The organism is Algoriphagus aquimarinus, from assembly GCF_900112005.1.
Lineage (GTDB): Bacteria > Bacteroidota > Bacteroidia > Cytophagales > Cyclobacteriaceae > Algoriphagus > Algoriphagus aquimarinus.
The window spans coordinates 25,653-42,858 of sequence record NZ_FOKK01000022.1 but is presented as its reverse complement, the minus strand read 5'-3'; the positions used below and the strand labels follow the sequence as shown (position 1 = coordinate 42,858).

At 41.3% G+C, this 17,206-nt stretch carries 16 protein-coding genes; 6 read left to right on the top strand and 10 right to left on the bottom strand.

Going from position 1 to position 17,206, the window contains the following annotated elements:
• Positions 1 to 9: 9 nt before the first annotated feature.
• Both BM291_RS19790 and BM291_RS19785 read left to right on the top strand, forming a co-directional pair.
• Complete coding sequence (locus BM291_RS19790; protein ID WP_092901065.1) at positions 10 to 1,659, top strand: S41 family peptidase; 1,650 nt, start codon at positions 10 to 12, stop codon at positions 1,657 to 1,659.
• A 141-nt stretch (positions 1,660 to 1,800) separates the two neighbouring features.
• Entirely contained in the window at positions 1,801 to 2,232 is a 432-nt protein-coding gene (locus BM291_RS19785; RefSeq protein ID WP_245786924.1) for a VOC family protein, read from the top strand.
• 74 nt (positions 2,233 to 2,306) lie between these two features.
• Here BM291_RS19785 and BM291_RS19780 read toward each other — a convergent pair whose 3' ends face one another.
• The 10 genes from BM291_RS19780 to BM291_RS19735 form a co-directional block, all read right to left on the bottom strand.
• The gene (locus BM291_RS19780) at positions 2,307 to 2,897 is read right to left on the bottom strand and encodes a porin family protein (RefSeq protein ID WP_092901017.1); all 591 of its coding nucleotides are present in this window, start codon (positions 2,895 to 2,897) and stop codon (positions 2,307 to 2,309) included.
• Positions 2,898 to 3,041: 144 nt separating this feature from the next.
• Positions 3,042 to 4,427: a sodium-dependent transporter gene (locus BM291_RS19775; protein ID WP_092901014.1), complete on the bottom strand. Its 1,386-nt coding sequence runs from the start codon at positions 4,425 to 4,427 to the stop codon at positions 3,042 to 3,044.
• A gap of 40 nt (positions 4,428 to 4,467) precedes the next feature.
• Positions 4,468 to 5,403, bottom strand: a complete 936-nt coding sequence (locus tag BM291_RS19770) for an SDR family oxidoreductase (protein ID WP_245786923.1) — start codon at positions 5,401 to 5,403, stop codon at positions 4,468 to 4,470.
• Positions 5,375 to 6,220, bottom strand: a complete 846-nt coding sequence (locus BM291_RS19765; protein ID WP_092901008.1) for a peptidylprolyl isomerase — start codon at positions 6,218 to 6,220, stop codon at positions 5,375 to 5,377. The genes BM291_RS19770 and BM291_RS19765 overlap by 29 nt, the downstream gene beginning before the upstream one ends.
• Positions 6,217 to 7,146 carry a hydroxymethylbilane synthase gene (gene hemC / locus BM291_RS19760; protein ID WP_092901005.1) on the bottom strand — a complete coding sequence of 310 codons (930 nt, stop codon included), beginning with the start codon at positions 7,144 to 7,146 and terminating at the stop codon, positions 6,217 to 6,219. Before hemC ends, BM291_RS19765 begins: the two co-directional genes overlap by 4 nt.
• On the bottom strand, positions 7,143 to 8,048 hold the full coding sequence (gene rimK / locus BM291_RS19755) for a 30S ribosomal protein S6--L-glutamate ligase (RefSeq protein ID WP_092901002.1): 906 nt from the start codon (positions 8,046 to 8,048) through the stop codon (positions 7,143 to 7,145). The genes hemC and rimK overlap by 4 nt, the downstream gene beginning before the upstream one ends.
• Before the next feature lie 60 nt (positions 8,049 to 8,108).
• Complete coding sequence (locus BM291_RS19750) at positions 8,109 to 8,546, bottom strand: ATP-dependent zinc protease family protein (RefSeq protein ID WP_092900999.1); 438 nt, start codon at positions 8,544 to 8,546, stop codon at positions 8,109 to 8,111.
• Position 8,547: 1 nt separating this feature from the next.
• On the bottom strand, positions 8,548 to 9,684 hold the full coding sequence (locus BM291_RS19745; RefSeq protein ID WP_092900996.1) for a DNA polymerase III subunit: 1,137 nt from the start codon (positions 9,682 to 9,684) through the stop codon (positions 8,548 to 8,550).
• Positions 9,685 to 9,695: 11 nt separating this feature from the next.
• A complete protein-coding gene (locus tag BM291_RS19740) occupies positions 9,696 to 10,892 on the bottom strand; it encodes a GlmU family protein (protein ID WP_092900993.1) in 1,197 nt (398 codons plus the stop codon).
• Between the two features lie 69 nt (positions 10,893 to 10,961).
• Positions 10,962 to 11,210, bottom strand: coding sequence for a type B 50S ribosomal protein L31 (locus BM291_RS19735; protein ID WP_057939325.1), 249 nt, complete (start codon positions 11,208 to 11,210; stop codon positions 10,962 to 10,964).
• A gap of 284 nt (positions 11,211 to 11,494) precedes the next feature.
• Between BM291_RS19735 and BM291_RS19730 the strand changes: the two genes are divergently transcribed.
• From BM291_RS19730 to BM291_RS19715, 4 genes are all read left to right on the top strand, one after another.
• Positions 11,495 to 13,195 carry a hypothetical protein gene (locus tag BM291_RS19730; protein WP_317045671.1) on the top strand — a complete coding sequence of 567 codons (1,701 nt, stop codon included), beginning with the start codon at positions 11,495 to 11,497 and terminating at the stop codon, positions 13,193 to 13,195.
• Between the two features lie 60 nt (positions 13,196 to 13,255).
• The gene (locus BM291_RS19725; RefSeq protein WP_092900990.1) at positions 13,256 to 15,088 is read left to right on the top strand and encodes an ABC transporter ATP-binding protein; all 1,833 of its coding nucleotides are present in this window, start codon (positions 13,256 to 13,258) and stop codon (positions 15,086 to 15,088) included.
• A 29-nt stretch (positions 15,089 to 15,117) separates the two neighbouring features.
• Positions 15,118 to 15,486, top strand: a complete 369-nt coding sequence (locus BM291_RS19720; RefSeq protein ID WP_092900987.1) for a hypothetical protein — start codon at positions 15,118 to 15,120, stop codon at positions 15,484 to 15,486.
• A gap of 64 nt (positions 15,487 to 15,550) precedes the next feature.
• The gene (locus BM291_RS19715; RefSeq protein WP_092900984.1) at positions 15,551 to 17,089 is read left to right on the top strand and encodes a YifB family Mg chelatase-like AAA ATPase; all 1,539 of its coding nucleotides are present in this window, start codon (positions 15,551 to 15,553) and stop codon (positions 17,087 to 17,089) included.
• Positions 17,090 to 17,206 lie beyond the last annotated feature (117 nt).

Here is a 17,206-nt window from a genome sequence, read left to right as displayed (position 1 = left end):
GAGAAAGCTGTGAGCGAGACTAAAAATACCAAATCCCAAATCAGACTTCCTATAATATTGGCGCTTGCCATATCTGCAGGTATCTGGATCGGGGCAACTTTTGCTGAGCCAAAAGGAAATCAAAATGATCTAAGGGCTGCACTTTATAAGCTGCAGGAAATAATGACCTACGTCAACAGAGATTATGTGGACAGTGTCAACACCAACGAATTGGTGGAATATGGTGTCACCAAAATGCTTGAGCACCTAGATCCACACTCTAGCTATATACCTGCAAAAGATGCATCTATTGTACAGTCCCAGCTTGATGGAGAATTTGACGGCATTGGAGTTGAATTCGGAATTATACGTGATACGATCTATGTAGTAGCTCCTCTAACTGGTGGGCCTTCAGAGGCTTTAGGCATTCAATCAGGTGACCAGATCATCCGAGTAGATGGAGAGACTATGGCAGGTGTCGGGGTGACTAACCGTGATGTTTTCGAAAAACTACGTGGCCCAAAAGGCTCTGTGGTAGTCGTGGACATGAAGCGTAAAAACCAGAAAGAGCTTATCGAATACAGGATAACTCGCGACAAGATCCCTCAATACAGCATTAACGCATCTTATATGGTCAACAATGAGATCGGATACATCAAAGTAACCCGATTTGCAGCGACCACTTACGACGAATTCAAAGAATCCATCGCTGACCTGAAAAGCAAAGGGATGAAGAAATTGGTTATTGACCTTCAAGGAAATCCTGGTGGATATATGGGTGCTGCTATCAATATGGCCGATGAGCTATTGGGCGATAAAGCATTGATCGTTTCTCAAGAAGGTAAAGTAGAGCAGTACAATCAAAAAGCCTATGCTTTCAAACCTGGAATGTTTGAAGAAGGGCCGGTAATCGTCCTTGTTAATGAAGGTTCAGCATCCGCTTCCGAGATTCTAGCCGGAGCAATCCAAGATAATGATAGAGGTTTGATCGTGGGTAGAAGATCCTTTGGAAAAGGATTAGTGCAAATGCCTATCGATTTATCAGATGGAGCAGAGTTGCGATTGACAATTGCTAGATATTACACTCCTTCTGGCAGATCTATCCAAAAGCCTTATGGTGCTAATTACGAAGCATACGAAAGAGACTGGCTAGAGCGATATGAGCATGGAGAGTTTTTCTCTGCAGATAGCGTTAAGTTCAATGACAGCCTGAAATACGAAACCGTCAAAGGGCGCACAGTCTATGGTGGCGGAGGAATTATGCCTGACTACTTCGTACCATGGGACACTACCATGTCTTCTGCTTATGTGAGCAAGCTGTTCAATTCTGATGCTTCAAGAGAATTCATTCTTGACTATGTGAATGAAAACAAAGCCACATTCGAAAACATGACTTTGGATCAGTACTATACGGATTACATGGTGAGTGATGCTATGCTTACTAAATTGGTAGAATACGGCAAGAAGAACAAAGTCGAATTTGATTCTAAGGACTTTAATAAGTCTAAAGAATATCTAAAAATCTTGGTGAAAGCGCATTTAGGAAGACAGATTTATGATGACAGCGCTTTCTATAAAGTCGTTAATGACATCAATGAAGTTTATCTGCAAGCCATCAAGCTATTTGATGAAGCCGAGAAACTAGCTTTAGCTACCGACCTTCACAACGAAGAAGAATAGCAAGCTTAATTCCCTTATAATAAACAAGAAAGCACCCGCCTCGTCGGGTGCTTTCTTGTTTATTATTTCATTTTATTTTCAATCCATTTCCAAATACGCTAACATTAGGCTGTCTTATTAATTTAAATGACCCAAAAGCCTATGAAAGCCCTATTCACCTTTTTATTGTTAGGAATCACTATGAGTTCTTTTGCCCAAATCAAAGTAAACCACATCGCTGTCCACGTTAGCAACTTGAATTCCAGCAAGGAGTTTTATCAGAAAATAGTGGGCTTAGAAGAAATTGAAGAGCCTTTCAAGGACGGTGTGCATGCTTGGTATGATATCGGTGGAGGCGCTGCGCTTCATATCATCGAAGCACCAAACGTACCAACTCAAATCTCAAAAGTGAATCATCTTTGCTTTAGCATGAAAGACATGGATGCATTCATCAAAACACTGGAAAGCACAAACTATCCATTTGAAAGCTGGCCGGGAGAGAAAGGAAAAGTAACAATTAGAGTCGATGGAATTAGACAAATCTACATCCAAGATCCAGATGGAATGTGGTTAGAAATAAACGATGATTATTGATTCTTTTCTAAGAAATCAACAAAAAGCCCGACTGAAAATATTTTCAATCGGGCTTTTTTGTGGCGATGTGTAGCTTAGAACAGTCTAAAACCTACTGAGAGAATCCATTGGTTTGTTCGCTGATCAGTTTGAAAGTTGCCTACATTTCCACTGAATTTATCCAATGAACTTTCATATTTGGCATCTATTATCAGGTTGCCAATATCCAATCCAAGTCCGGCTTGATAGCCAATAGTAGCATCCTTAAAGTTTGCATTCTGAACAGTTTGCCCTGCTTCCTTCAGCTCTGAATTAACATTAATACTCGCGATCGGACCGGCTTGAACTCGGAGCACCTTAAACATTTTAAAACCGAGCATTACTGGAATATCTACTCTATTGAAGTCTGCCTCATACTCTTTAATCGGCTGGTCATCCGGATCAAAAGTAAATTGACCTTGAGTCTGCGTATACAGCACCTCAGGCTGAAGGTATAATCCTCCAAGACCGATTCTGGCAAAGACGCCCACATGGTATCCGAATTTGGATTCCCCATTTTTGAATTGATCACTTTTAAGGTCCAAACTGGTCTGACTTAGTCCTACTTTAGGGCCAAAGGAGAATCCTTGTGAATAGCCAGCAAGCGTGATCGCGAGCAAGGCTAGAGATAGAATGAGTTTTTTCATGGCTTTATAGTTATTGGTTTAGTAAGCTTAGTAACGAAAGAATTTAAGGAAAATTAGCAATTCCCTTGCCAATACAGCAATACCGCCCAAAACAAGAAAAGGAAGCCCGAAGACTTCCTTTTCAAATATCAATTTGGATGAGTTTTATGCCGCTTGAGCAGTACCAAAGACACCTACCATGTTTAGTATCAGTAGAATGATTACGATTGGACATATCCATTTAACGAAAAACATCCATCCCATTCTGAAAGGTCCTTTAAAACCTGGCGCTCCTAATTTCAATTCATCTGCGTATTCAGAAATCTTCGATGCCCAACCTGTGTATAAGGCAAGCATCAAGCATATCACGATCACGGCAAACGTACCGAACACAAAATCCATTATCCCAAAGAAGCCTTCAAGTCTGTTTCCAAAGAAGTTGATATGTAAATTGGCAAAGAAAGTGCCTGGGATCTGAGATAACGCTGAAGGAACAGAAAGAGCCATAGCTGCAATACCAATTGTCCAAGTAGCACGTTTTCTACCCCACTTTCTATCATCAATCATATAAGCTACAGGAACCTCTAGCATGGAGATAGTAGATGTCAGGGCCGCTACCATCAATAGGATAAAGAAAAGCGCTCCTACGATGTGCCCACCAGGCATAGCCGCAAATACTTTTGGCAATACGTCAAACACCAAGGCTGGTCCAGCTGCAGGATCCTTTCCAGGAAGCAAAGCAAATAATGCTGGAAACACCATCAATCCACCTAATAAAGCAACCGAAGTATCCATCCCTGCAATCCATCCAGCGGACTGGACGATATTAGACTTTTTAGGTAAATAAGAACCAAAAGTAATCATCAAACCCCAACCTACAGACATAGAGAAGAAGGCTTGACCAAGTGCCTGTAGTATAACTGCAGGATTGATTTTACTAAAGTCAGGCTTCAAATAATATTCGATACCAGCGCCTGCACCTTCTAGGGTTACCGCTCTACCTGCAATGAAAATAATGATGATAAACAATACAGGCATCAAAAATTTAGATGCTTTCTCTATACCTCCAGACACGCCACCCAAAACAATGAGAATAGTCATCAAGATAAATAGGAACGTCAAAGGAATCACGTACAATGGAGTCTTCACAAACTCAGCAAAATCTACAGGTACATTGATTATTTCAGTAATAATATAACCTACTGTCCAACCTGCAATTACGGAATAGTAGCTAAAAACAAAGAAACAAACCAGTACACAAAGTACCCCAGCAAGCTGCCAAAACTTATTCCCTCCAGTTTCACGTATAGCTCCAATAGGGTTTTTACCAGATTTTCTACCTAATGCTATTTCATTTAAAAGTAGTGGTAGGGCTATAAATAGCACACAAATTATATAAACAAATACAAATGCTCCTCCCCCATTTTCACCAACTAAATACGGGAATCTCCATATATTTCCAAGACCTACGGCAGATCCGGCTGCTGCCATGATAAACCCGAGACTAGAACCAAACTCACCTCTTTCTTCAGTTTCGTTGTTAACTGCCATAAATTATTTTAAAGTTAAATTAGGGTGTATAAACTGCTTTTTAAGCGCGGGCTAAGATAATTTGTTTTGCCAAAATACCAATTGCCGTTCGGAAAGTTTTCGGCTCAAAACCAAGCTGTTCCTGAGCTTTTTTAATGATAAAACCTGTTTTTAAAGGCCTTTTTGCTGGCTGGGTAAAAGTACTCGAATCCGCACGCTTGATTAATTCCTTATTAAGCCCAAAGAATTCCGCAGTCGTATGTGCCATTTCATACGGAGTCAAAAAGTCTGAACCTGAAATATTAAAAACGCCTTCCGCTTCCTTTTCTGCTATCAAAATACAGCCTGCAGCAAGATCTTCTGCAAGTGTTGGCGTTCTGAACTGATCATCCACCACTTGAATTTCCTTACCTGCTTCCAAAGAAGATTTCACCCAAAGCACAATATTGGTACGGCTCATGTCATGAGCGATTCCGAATACCAATACAGTTCTTGCTATGGCCCACTTAGTTTTGGACTTCATCACCAATTCTTCTCCTATCAGCTTAGTCTCTCCATAATAGTTAACAGGCGCCGGAATGGCGTTTTCATCCAAGGGACCTTCATCACCGGAGAAAATAAAATCTGTAGAGACGAAAATAAAATGAGCGTTTGATGCTTCAGCGGCTTTAATCAAGTAAGCTGTCGCATTGACGTTAGAGTCAAAACAAGCCTCTTGATTCAGCTCGCACTGATCCACATTAGTCATTGCGGCACCGTGAATAATAATATCAGGCTTGATACTAGACAAAGTATTCTCTACTTCTATCTCATTAGTGATGTCTAGAGAAACATATTCAAATCCAGCACCGGGCAATCTGCATTCTCCTTTGCCACTCGCTAAGACCTGAAACTCTCCTTTGTCCACCAATTGGGAAACAAGCTTTTGCCCAAGTAATCCATTAGCGCCGGTGATAAATATTTTCTTCTTACTTGACATCTGGGTAGCTGTAGCCATATTCTTTTTCAATTTTCTTTCGGGACATTTTCTCGACTTTCACTGTCATATATACAGTTTCATTGGGCTTATTTCTGTAGCCTGTATCCACATTAGATATTTCTTCTGCCACTTCCAATCCTTGGATCACTTCTCCAAAAACCGTGTATTCTTTATCCAAATGTGGTACTCCGCCGACTGTCGTGTATGCTTCAATTTGCTCTTTGGTAAAATCCTTGGTCAAATTCACATTGAGTGACGCTTCTAACTCATCTCTTTTGGAAAGAATCAAATTTGTCAAGCTATCGAATTTCTGCTCGTTATATAGTCGGATATATTCATTTTTCAAGTCTACCTGACTTCCCAACTCCATATACTTCATCAGTGATTTTTGAAGTTGTTCCATATCCGTAGTCAGTTCCAACTCCTTGTAAACTTTCCCAATTGTGATATAAAATTGAGATCCATTTGACCTTCGCTCTGGATTGATATCATCCGGTTGACGAGCCGCAGCTATCATGCCTTTTCGGTGATAATAATTTGGTCTGATTTCAGCTGGCAAAGTTGGCCAGTCTTGAGGCGGAAGATTTTCTTTAGTAAAAACATCTCCACCCTGAATCATAAAATTCTTCATGACACGTTGGAATTCGGTAGAATCAAGTCTTCCTGCTTCCGCCAGCTTGATGAAATTGGATTTGTGCTCAGGTGTATCGTCAAAGAGCACCGCCACGATATTACCGTGACTAGTCTCGATCGTAATCACGTAATCTTTCTCGCCTCCACATGCGACTGTAGTTGCTAGCAGGAAGACAAAAAGTAGGTTTCTTAGAAATCTCATTTATTCAAAGTCAATTTAATTTGATCCAATATTACTTTTCCACCTGCGGCAAAAACCTGATCCGCGAGCTCTTGCCCTAACTTTTCTGGTTGATCAGCATTTCCTTCTACGAGAATAGAAATCCGCTCTTTTCCATCTAAACTCACAATTCCACCTTTTAGGCTAAGTTGATTGCCCACTAGATTTGCTAGCGCAAAAACAGGGATGCTACATCCACCTTCCAACACTCTAAGATATGCTCGCTCAGCACGCAGCCTCAAGGAAGTCTCCTGGTGATTACATGCTGTCGCTATTTTAGTCTTCAATACAGGATCTAAAATCTCTGCTACTTCGATGGCTACAGAGCCTTGCCCTACTGCTGGCGTAAACTCATCCAAATCCAATTCCGCTACAATCATGTGGTCATATTCCATGCGATGAGCACCTGCATAGGCAAGTAATAAAGCGTCACAAAGCCCTTCTTCCATCTTACGGATTCGGGTCTGCAGATTCCCACGAACATCCACCGTTTTCACATGTGGATAAAAATGCTTCAAAGTAGAAACCCGACGGGTAGATGAAGTACCCAAAACAATATCCTTCTTCAACGAAACAGACTTGTCATGTGAGACAAGCACATCATTTTCCTTTTCACGCTCGGTGAAGGCAATAATTTCAAAGCCTTCTGGCAAATTGGACTGCATGTCCTTGGCACTGTGAACAGCGATATCAATTCGACCGTCCAGCAATTGATCTTCTAGTTCCTGAGTAAAAACTCCTTTACTCCCAATCTTCGCAATCGACACATCAAGGATTTGATCGCCCTTGGTATCAATAATCACGATCTCTGCTTTCAACCCGGCCTTTAGTAAAAGCTCCTCCACATGGTAGGCCTGCCAAAGCGCTAATTTGCTTCCACGTGTACCTATTTTCACTGACTGACTCATTGACTTGATATTTTCATAGGGCGCTTATTCACCCCTTCTTCTATAAACTTGATGATTGCACCTGCGATATCTATCCCTGTAGCTTTCTCGATCCCCTCTAACCCTGGAGAACTATTCACTTCCAAAATCAATGGTCCTCTATCAGACTGAAGCATATCTACGCCTGCCACATCGAGGCCAAGTGCTTTTGCTGCATTCAAAGCGGCTGCTTTTTCTACTCGGCTCAATTTAATAATGGTAGCTTTTCCTCCTCGATGAAGGTTGGATCTGAATTCACCTTCAGCACCTTGACGCTTCATAGCACCTACCACTTTTCCATTCACTATAAATGCACGGATATCCGCACCCTTAGCTTCTTTGATGAATTCTTGAACAATAATTCTCGCTTTCAGTCCATGAAATGCCTCAATCACAGATTGGCTCGCTTTCCTCGTTTCAGCCAAAACTACTCCAAGTCCCTGTGTTCCTTCCAGCAATTTGATAATAAGTGGCGCACCTCCTACATGCTCTATGATTTGCTTTTCTCCACCTTTCGAGAAGTTGGTAAAAGCTGTCTTTGGCATCCCCAACCCGGCGCTTGAAAGAATCTGCAGACTTCTCAGTTTATCTCTACTTCTTACAATTGCCTGAGAATGTACTGCCGAAAATGCACCCATCAGTTCAAACTGGCGAACTACAGCGGTTCCGTAAAAAGTCACCGAAGCTCCAATTCTAGGGATGATCGCATCGATGTCCGTGAGCTTTTCACCTTTATAAATTATAGATGGTCCTTCTTGCTCGATGATCAAGTCGCAAACACTATGATTTACAATTATTGCTTCATGTCCGGCTGTTTGAATCGCTTCAAAAAGTCTTCTGGTAGAATATAAATTTGGGTTCCTAGAAAGGATTGCAATTTTCATAAGAAAATTTTTAGAGGGTTTGAGTCTCTTAATTGACTCGTAAGGTAAATCTGTATTTACTTAATTCTTTCTGTATTGTCTAGCCAAGTTGACTTTGCACACATCTACAAGAAAACGATTTCTTAGGATTTTTCTCCCGAGCAGAATAGCATTTCTCATGCTCGACCGATCCGATAGCGTGAACTCTGCCGAATATGTCTCCCCAGCAAGCTCAAAGGTAGTCTCGATCAAATAGCGAACCTCAGCATGACCGAATGAATTTTTCACTTTTTTCTCTCTGAAATGCTCAAAGGTAACAACCTCGCCAGCAAATGATTTGTGACCAGGAAGCAAGGGTAGAAACCTCAACACTCGTTTCCCGTCAACATCTATCACTTCCAGATTCTCTGCATGAATACTACTCGTATAGGCTCCAGTATCCACTTTAGCCCAGACAAGGTTTAATCCCAATTCTGGAAGCGTAACTTTTTCTTTTCTGCCAATTATTTTCCGATCCATATCAACTGATTTTCGCCATCAATTTGGCCACATTCATAGAAAGATCCGTTAAGATAAACTTAGCATTGCCATTTCTCTCCAAATGATAATGAGCCATGTTGAATTCTTCATAAAGCTTACCCACGTGCTCCTCCTTCAGTACTTTCCCACTGATATTATTCACAAAGGCACGATCCTCATCATGCGTACGAAGTAACTGATCCAAACCAGCATTCTTTAATAGAATCTCACGTAGGACATTCAGCCCAGTAAGCACAAGTGACTTTTGAGCTTCTTTATCTGACTTGTGAAAATCATCTGCTAGCGCAAAAATATTTTTGAAATCTGCCTTGTAGCAGGACAAAAACCACTCTCTGATTTTTTTCACCTGAAGATCTTCTACCTGATCCACCAATCTGTACGCTTCACGTAGGTTTCCATCTGCCAGCATCGCAATCTGATCTGCAGAAGATTCATCAGCAAGTCCCTTATTAATCAGGTGACTTTTCACTTCTTCATCAGAGAAACCACGAATGGTCACTTTCTGAGTTCTCGAAAGTATAGTCGTGAGCAGTTGGTCTGCTTGGCTCGTCACCAGGATAAAAAGTGTTTTGGGCTGCGGCTCTTCGAGAATTTTCAGTAGCGCATTTGCTGCCGAAGGGTGAAGAAATTCCGGTGCCCAAATCATCATGATTTTATAACCTCCCTCGAAAGACATCAATGAAAGGGCTTGAATGATTTTGCGCGCTGCTCCCTTAGATATATTTAATTGCTTCTTTTCGAAAGTATTGAAATAGATGTAATCATGGACATTCCCATAAGGTTGCTCTATCGCAAACTTCCTCCAGCTTGTCAACACATCTACTTTTTCATCGTCGTCTTTATCATCTTCTTTCGCCTTAGTGATGGTAGGAAAAGCGAAGTTCAAATCAGGAACAACCAATCTACTCATGCGCTGGCAGGAAGAACAGGTGCCACAGGAATCAGTATCTCCGGGCTTTTCACAGTACAAATAAGTACACAGCGCCAGAGCCATGGTCAAATTGGCGGAGCCTTCAGGTCCGTGGAATAACAATGCATGCGCCAAATGATTGTGTTTGACAGCATTGATTAGGTTTTCTTTGGTCTCGGGAAGTCCCGGTATATCTGCGAATTGCATGAATTAATAAATCAGGATGTGGTTTCCCAAATTCTATAGTTTTTGGACATTTCGAAAATCAAACGCAAAATTTCTTGCTCTTCCGCATTCAACTCAAGTCCTCTTCTTCCCACGACAGCTTTTGCTGTTTCTAGAAATTTTGGAAACAAAAAGGTAGAGAATCCTTCTTCTCCACCCCAAGCAAACGAAGGAATAAATTTACGTGGAAATCCTGGCCCAAAAACATTGGAGCCAATTCCGATTACAGTTCCTGTGTTGAACATGGTATTAATGCCGCATTTGGAATGATCTCCCATCATCAAGCCGCAAAACTGCAAGCCCGTATTCGCATAATTCCCAACGGTGTAATCCCACAATTTTACTGTAGAATAATTATTTTTCAGGTTGCTGGTGTTTGTATCAGCTCCCATATTACACCATTCGCCGATTACAGAGTTACCCAAAAAGCCTTCATGACCTTTATTGCTAAAGCCAAAGATGACTGAGTTGGACACTTCTCCACCTACTTTGCAATGTGGGCCTACGGTTGTATCTCCTTTTATTTTCGCTCCCATATTGATGGTAGAGCTTTCGCAAAGCGCAAATGGCCCGCGAATTAATGATCCTTCTTGAATCTCTGTGTTTTTACCAATATATATCGGCCCACTTTCAGCATTCAAAACCGCAGCACGTATCACGGCTCCTTCTTCGATGAAAATGTTTTCAGGTGAATATAACTTGGTGTGAGGATCGGTAATCTTGGCAGATTTTCTTCCTTTAGTAATCAGATCAAAATCCTTTCTGATTTCAGCGCCATTGAATTGGAAGATATTCCAAGTCTTCAATAGAAGTGTTGGCTCTGAATCCAATTGGATGATTTCTTTGCCCTTCACAGCACCCAGATTCTTTTCTGTTTCACCGATATAAGTAGCGATCAGAGTTTTGCCGAAATAGAGTGCTTGATTAGAAGAAAGTGATTTTAAGAGACTAAGACTTCTGCTATCTGGAAGCCATGCTCCATTTATAGCCAGCGCATCCCCTGCTTTGCGAGGGAATTTCTTCTGAAGATAGTCTTGGGTGAGAAATGAAACTGAAGCTCCAGCTATCCTCTCCCATTTCTCAGAGATTTTCAATATCCCGATGCGGATATCCGCCACCGGTCTGGTAAAAGTAAAGGGGAGCAATGAGCCGCGAATGGCGGGATCATCAAACAACAAAATCGAGTCCATGAGGCAAAAATAAAAAAGTCTCCCGGAATCCATGCTCCGGGAGACTTTTTAGCCTGAGATAAGGAAGAATTACTTCTTCTGAGCGTATCTTCTGTTGAATTTCTCAACACGACCCGCAGTATCAAGCATCATTTTCTTACCAGTGTAGAAAGGATGAGACTGAGAGCTCACTTCCACTTTAAACAAAGGGTATTCGTTGCCATCTTCCCAAGTGATTGTTTCGCTTGTTTCGATAGTTGATTTCGTAAGAAATTTAAACTCGCTAGAAGTGTCGTAGAAAACGACGTCTCTGTAGTTTGGATGGATATCAGCTTTCATATTATTGCTAGTTATTATGTACGTCTTTCAAATGAGGCACAAAGCTACCCTTTTTCAGAAAATCCACCAAATCTTTATCAAGTATTTCTAAGTCAATTGATCAAAAGGATTTAAAAAAGGGATTTCTAGTCACAAATGAAGGGCTTTAGCATCAAAAATAAAATAAATATTGCCCAGTTTTAGATTCAAAAATACTTACACATCGTTAAACTCCTGACAAATGCTATAATTTCAAACCTCTTTAATAGTATTTCATTTTCAGGAATGTTTTTTAGATTTAGCCAATGCTAAAGCCATACAGTCACAACCCAAAGTTCCGTTTGCTTATGTTTATAGGCTCATTTTTGCTTCCATTTTTCACTTTTGCACAAGGAAGTTATATACCATTCGATCGGGATTACTACCATAAAATCGAGCGGTATGAGATACTCCAAGGAAATAACAACCCCATGTTCCACACCGGAACAAAACCCTACCGAAGAGATCATGTGGCTCAATTCCTTGACAGCATTGCAAACGACGCAGTCATTCGTACCAGTGTAGATCGCTTTAATCTGGCATATTTAAGTCAGGACAATTGGGAATTTGTAAGCAGAGAAACTCCTGAGTCTGAAAAACCTTTCCTGAAAAAAATTTATAGAAGGCCTGGAGATTTGGGACACTATTATAGTGAGGAGTTTGATGTCCATGTAAGCCCTGTTCTATATTTAAACGGTGGTATCGAATCAGATAATGACCAGAACCCTAACCGTCTCTCTAGAGGTGTCGTTTTACGTGGATCTATTGACAAGAAAGTTGGCTTTTACACCTACTTCACATCTTCAGAGTCATTTTTCCCAAGTTGGGTTAAAGGCTATGCAGAACAAAATGGAGCTGTGCCTGGCGAAGGATTTTGGAAGGAATACAATTCGGAAGGCTATAGCTATTTCTCTGCTTTGGGACATGTAAGTTTCAACGTCACTAAGCATATCCAAGTAGAAGTTGGTCATGACCGTAACTTTATCGGCGAGGGATATCGATCTTTTCTGCTCTCTGACTTTTCCAATCCCTACATGTTTGTGAAATTAAACACGCAGATATGGAAATTTCAATTGACCAATATCTGGACTCAGATGACTGCCGACGTGGATTACGACAGAGGGAGACCAACCGACGGTAGATATCCACAGAAATGGTTCTCCTTTCATCGTTTAGGTTTAAATGTTGGGAAAAACTTTAATCTGGGATTCTTTGAATCAGTAATGACTGATAAAGCAGATTTCAATTATTACAATCCTATTGTCTTTTACCGATGGGTGGAGCAATCACTCGGAACTCCAGACAAAGTCATGCTAGGAATGGATTATAAGTGGAATCTCTACCCATCTATGCAGCTTTATGGGCAATTCGCATTAGACGAATTTGTGTTCTCTGAGTTTTTCGGCCAAGATGGAAAAAACTCCAAGCGAAACAAATACGGGCTCCAAGCAGGTTTCAAATACATTGACCTTTTTAAGATCTCAAATCTTGATTTGCAGTTGGAATACAATTCCGCCAGGCCCTATACATTCCAAGAAAAGGTCGATTATCAATCTTATAGTAATTGGCGAACGCCGCTTACTCACCCTAGAGGAGCTAATTTCCGCGAGATGCTAGGCATAATACGTTATCAACCAATACCGAAACTGAATCTCACCCTTCAAACCATGTATCAACTGTACGGGGGAGATCCAGATGAGGCAATAAATTGGGGAGGAGATATCTTAAAAAACAGACTTGTAGGTAGTCCGACTGGATTGTTTGGAAATGTGATCGGGCAAGGAATTGAGAACAAAGTGATTAAAACAAATCTTAACGCTAGCTATATGCTTCGCCACAACTTCTTCATTGATGCATCCCATACTTTCCGAAGAAGAACTGCACAGGATCTAGACAGTCCAGAGACAAAGCAATACCTGCAAGTGGCCTTCCGCTGGAACTTTATCCGACCAGATTACAACTACTAAGAAGGAACCTCCACTACCATTTTTGCGTAACTTGCGAGATTATTCCACGAATATTAGTTTATGAAGACCTATCTACGGATCCTTTCCTATGCCAAACCATACGGAAAGTTCGTGCCTACTTATATCATTTACGCTTTCCTTTCCATCGTTTTTGGCCTGCTGAATTTCACGCTGCTTAAACCACTTTTCGATGTGATTTTCGAGCAAGTGGATCCAAGCTCCCTCACTCAATATGCCGAAAAGCCCGAATTCAGCTTTTCAGTAGAATACTTCTCCCATCTGTTCAATTACAATTTTCTTCAAGTGGCTGAGGAATATGGGAAAATGGGCACCCTCTTTTATGTCTGCATCATCATCGTTGTTTCCGTTTTTCTATCAAATCTTTTCACCTATCTATCTGGAGTAGTTTTAGCAAAAGTGCGAGCAGTGGTCATCAAGCGGATGCGAATGGACATTTTCTCGCAGGTAAGTAAGCTTCACATTGGCTATTTTTCCAATGAACGAAAAGGTGATCTCATGTCAAAAATGACCAATGATGTGCAAGAGGTAGAAAACACCATTGTGCAATCTCTGCGCGTCGTTTTTCGGGAGCCAGTGACCATTATTCTATATTTCTCAGTACTCTTTTTTATGTCTGCCAAGCTGACACTGTTTACCATTCTAATCATCCCGATCACTGGGGCGATCATAGGCGGAATTACACGAAGACTCAAGAAAAAAGCGGTGCAAAGTCAGGAATCTCTGGGCAGAATTGTAAATATTCTGGACGAGACTTTAGGCGGCATGCGTGTGATCAAAGCCTTCAATGCGGAAGGTTTTATGAAAAAGAAGTTTGATGGGGAAACTGATTTCTATGCAGATGTCAATGTGAATATGGCTCGTAAAAATGAGCTAGCTTCTCCCATTTCGCAGTTTTTAGGTGTATTCGTAGTCGCTGGAATTCTAGTTTACGGAGGTAGTATGGTACTTAGCGGCAACTCAGATTTGGGAGCTTCGGACTTCATTACCTACATCATCATTTTCACGCAAGTACTGAATCCTGCCAAAGAAATTTCTCGAGCGGTAAGCAGTATACAAAGAGGAATCGCATCTGCGGAGCGTGTTTTCACTGTTGTAGATACTCCTTCGCAAATTAAATCTCCGGCATCTCCTTCGGTTCTGAATACGTTTGAACATTCAGTTGAATTCAAAAATGTAAGCTTTGCTTATGAAGACCAACTGGTCTTGAAGAATATCAATTTTACGCTAAATCGAGGCAAAACCATTGCGTTGGTAGGTCCTTCTGGCGGAGGGAAATCTACCTTGGCTGACCTTGTGCCACGCTTTTATGATCCTAGCCAAGGGGCAATTTTACTCGACGGCAATAATTTGAAAGATTTCGATCTAAATGATTTGCGTAGCCTAATGGGGATAGTGACTCAAGAGTCCATCCTATTTAACGACACCGTTTTTAATAATATCGCTTTCGGAGTTGAAGGCGCCACAGAAGCCCAAGTGCTGGAAGCTGCGAAAATCGCCAATGCACATGAGTTTATTGAAAAAATGGACGATGGCTATCAGACTAGCATTGGTGAGCGAGGTTCCAAACTCTCTGGTGGGCAACGGCAGCGTTTAAGTATAGCAAGAGCAGTATTGAAAAACCCTCCAATTTTGATATTGGATGAGGCAACTTCAGCTTTGGATTCCGAATCAGAACATTTAGTGCAGGAGGCTTTGACAAAATTGATGAGCAATAGAACAACTCTTGTAATCGCACATAGATTGAGCACGATTCAGCACGCTGATGAAATCTTGGTTATCGAACGCGGCGAAATCGTGCAAAGAGGCACTCACACCGATTTGAGCCAAGTTGAGGGCTTGTACCAGAAACTTTCTAGTATTCAGTCGGTTTAGTATATTCGTTAAACTTAATTTTAAAACCCATGAAAAAACTTCACCAAATCCTCCAAATAGCCCTTTTGGTCTATTTTGGTGCTTTTCTTATTTTCTTCATAGCCTTTGATACTCTAGGGGGAATCTTTGGAATGGATGAAATCACATCAGATTCCATGGTGACCATTATACTGATTGGATTTATCCTTTTTCTGGCAGCTTGGGGAAGCAGCTATACTGCTTACTCTAGTCTGGCCTCTACGATAAAGAAAATGGAAATTGATGCAAATTCTTTGAAAGCAAAAATCTATGATTTTGAGCATCCAAGAATCCCTACCAATCAGACTGCAAAACCTACAATTCCAACTGACACGGATCAAAGTAACCTTCCTCCAAGACAAAATATTACGGATAAGTAATATTTTAAATTTGTCAAACTAGTATATTGAGGAGGCTAATCAGGCCTCCTTTTTTTTATATCATATGGTAGCGAAAACTTTTGGAAGCGCAGTATCTGGAGTAGATGCAAACATCATCACAATAGAAGTGAATGTAGGACAAGGCACCAACTTCTTCATGGTTGGACTCCCTGACTCTGCTGTGAAGGAATCTCAGCAACGGGTGGAAAGTGCCTTGAAATATTTTGGTTATAGGATGCCAAGACAAAAAGTCGTGATTAATCTGGCTCCAGCAGATATTCGTAAGGAAGGATCAGCTTATGATTTACCCATTGCCATGGGGATCTTGCAAGCTTCCGAGCAGGTGGAATTTCCTACGTTAGGAGATTACGTGATTATGGGAGAACTATCACTTGATGGCAATCTCCGGCCTATTAAAGGCGTTTTACCTATTGCAATTGAAGCGAGGAAAAAGGGATTTAAAGGATTTATTCTTCCCATAGAAAATGCCAAAGAAGCCTCGATTGTCAATAACTTAGACATCATCGCAGTAGAAACGATCCAGCAATCGATAGATTTTCTAATGGGTGAATTGGAAATAATCCCACTTGTAACGGATACGAGAGAGATTTTTTATCACTCCTTAGATGACATTGAATTTGATTTTGCAGATGTACAAGGTCAGGAAAACATCAAGCGTGCAATGGAAATCGCCGCAGCCGGTGGACACAATGTGATAATGATAGGTCCTCCAGGAGCTGGCAAAACCATGCTAGCCAAACGACTTCCTTCAATTCTTCCACCTTTGACTTTGATAGAAGCACTTGAAACTACCAAGATTCACTCCGTGGCTGGTAAACTCGGGAAAAACGGATCGTTGCTTGCCAATCGCCCTTTCCGATCACCTCACCACACGATCAGCGATGTGGCTTTAGTTGGTGGAGGAGGAAATCCTCAACCTGGAGAAATATCACTTGCTCATAACGGAGTGCTTTTTCTAGACGAATTACCAGAATTCAAACGATCTGTGCTAGAAGTGATGCGTCAGCCGCTGGAAGAACGAAGGGTAACCATTTCTAGAGCGAAAGTATCGGTGGATTTCCCTGCCAATTTTATGTTGATCGCCAGTATGAATCCATGTCCCTGTGGCTATTACAATCACCCTGACAAAGAATGTGTCTGCGGTCCAGGAATCGTACAGCGCTATCTGAACAAAATTTCGGGGCCACTTCTGGATCGTATCGATCTGCATGTGGAAGTTACTCCTGTGAAATTTGATGAGATGACCTCCACGCGAAAAACCGAATCTAGCAAGGAAATCCGTGTGCGTGTGATACAAGGCAGAGAGCGTCAAAAGGAGCGATTCAAGGACAATCCCGAAGTTTTCTGCAATGCTATGATGCCATCGCATATCACCAAGCAAATCTGTCAGATCAATGAAGCTGGAAAGATGCTGCTGAAAACTGCCATGGAGCGTTTAGGATTATCGGCCAGAGCCTATGATCGAATTCTGAAAGTAGCGCGAACCATCGCAGACATCTCAGGGTCTGAAGACATCAAAGTCGAGCATCTCGCCGAAGCAATACAGTATAGGAGTTTGGACAGAGAAGGCTGGGCGGGGTGAGAATTTAAAATGGTGAAATTTGAGGTTTAAAGTAATATAGACGAAATCAGCTATGGCGTTTTATCAGTCAGAAATGGAAACATCTGCCTAGAAAACTGTTATGGTGTGAGTGATGGA

Excerpts from the sequence above, each read along its gene's own strand:
- BM291_RS19785 (WP_245786924.1), top strand. The coding sequence starts at position 1,801 with ATGAAAGCCCTATTCACCTTTTTATTGTTAGGAATCACTATGAGTTCT.
- BM291_RS19780 (WP_092901017.1), bottom strand. The coding sequence starts at position 2,897 with ATGAAAAAACTCATTCTATCTCTAGCCTTGCTCGCGATCACGCTTGCT.
- BM291_RS19775 (WP_092901014.1), bottom strand. The coding sequence starts at position 4,427 with ATGGCAGTTAACAACGAAACTGAAGAAAGAGGTGAGTTTGGTTCTAGT.
- BM291_RS19770 (WP_245786923.1), bottom strand. The coding sequence starts at position 5,403 with ATGGCTACAGCTACCCAGATGTCAAGTAAGAAGAAAATATTTATCACC.
- BM291_RS19765 (WP_092901008.1), bottom strand. The coding sequence starts at position 6,220 with ATGAGATTTCTAAGAAACCTACTTTTTGTCTTCCTGCTAGCAACTACA.
- hemC (WP_092901005.1), bottom strand. The coding sequence starts at position 7,146 with ATGAGTCAGTCAGTGAAAATAGGTACACGTGGAAGCAAATTAGCGCTT.
- rimK (WP_092901002.1), bottom strand. The coding sequence starts at position 8,048 with ATGAAAATTGCAATCCTTTCTAGGAACCCAAATTTATATTCTACCAGA.
- BM291_RS19750 (WP_092900999.1), bottom strand. The coding sequence starts at position 8,546 with ATGGATCGGAAAATAATTGGCAGAAAAGAAAAAGTTACGCTTCCAGAA.
- BM291_RS19745 (WP_092900996.1), bottom strand. The coding sequence starts at position 9,684 with ATGCAATTCGCAGATATACCGGGACTTCCCGAGACCAAAGAAAACCTA.
- BM291_RS19740 (WP_092900993.1), bottom strand. The coding sequence starts at position 10,892 with ATGGACTCGATTTTGTTGTTTGATGATCCCGCCATTCGCGGCTCATTG.
- BM291_RS19735 (WP_057939325.1), bottom strand. The coding sequence starts at position 11,210 with ATGAAAGCTGATATCCATCCAAACTACAGAGACGTCGTTTTCTACGAC.
- BM291_RS19730 (WP_317045671.1), top strand. The coding sequence starts at position 11,495 with ATGCTAAAGCCATACAGTCACAACCCAAAGTTCCGTTTGCTTATGTTT.
- BM291_RS19725 (WP_092900990.1), top strand. The coding sequence starts at position 13,256 with ATGAAGACCTATCTACGGATCCTTTCCTATGCCAAACCATACGGAAAG.
- BM291_RS19720 (WP_092900987.1), top strand. The coding sequence starts at position 15,118 with ATGAAAAAACTTCACCAAATCCTCCAAATAGCCCTTTTGGTCTATTTT.
- BM291_RS19715 (WP_092900984.1), top strand. The coding sequence starts at position 15,551 with ATGGTAGCGAAAACTTTTGGAAGCGCAGTATCTGGAGTAGATGCAAAC.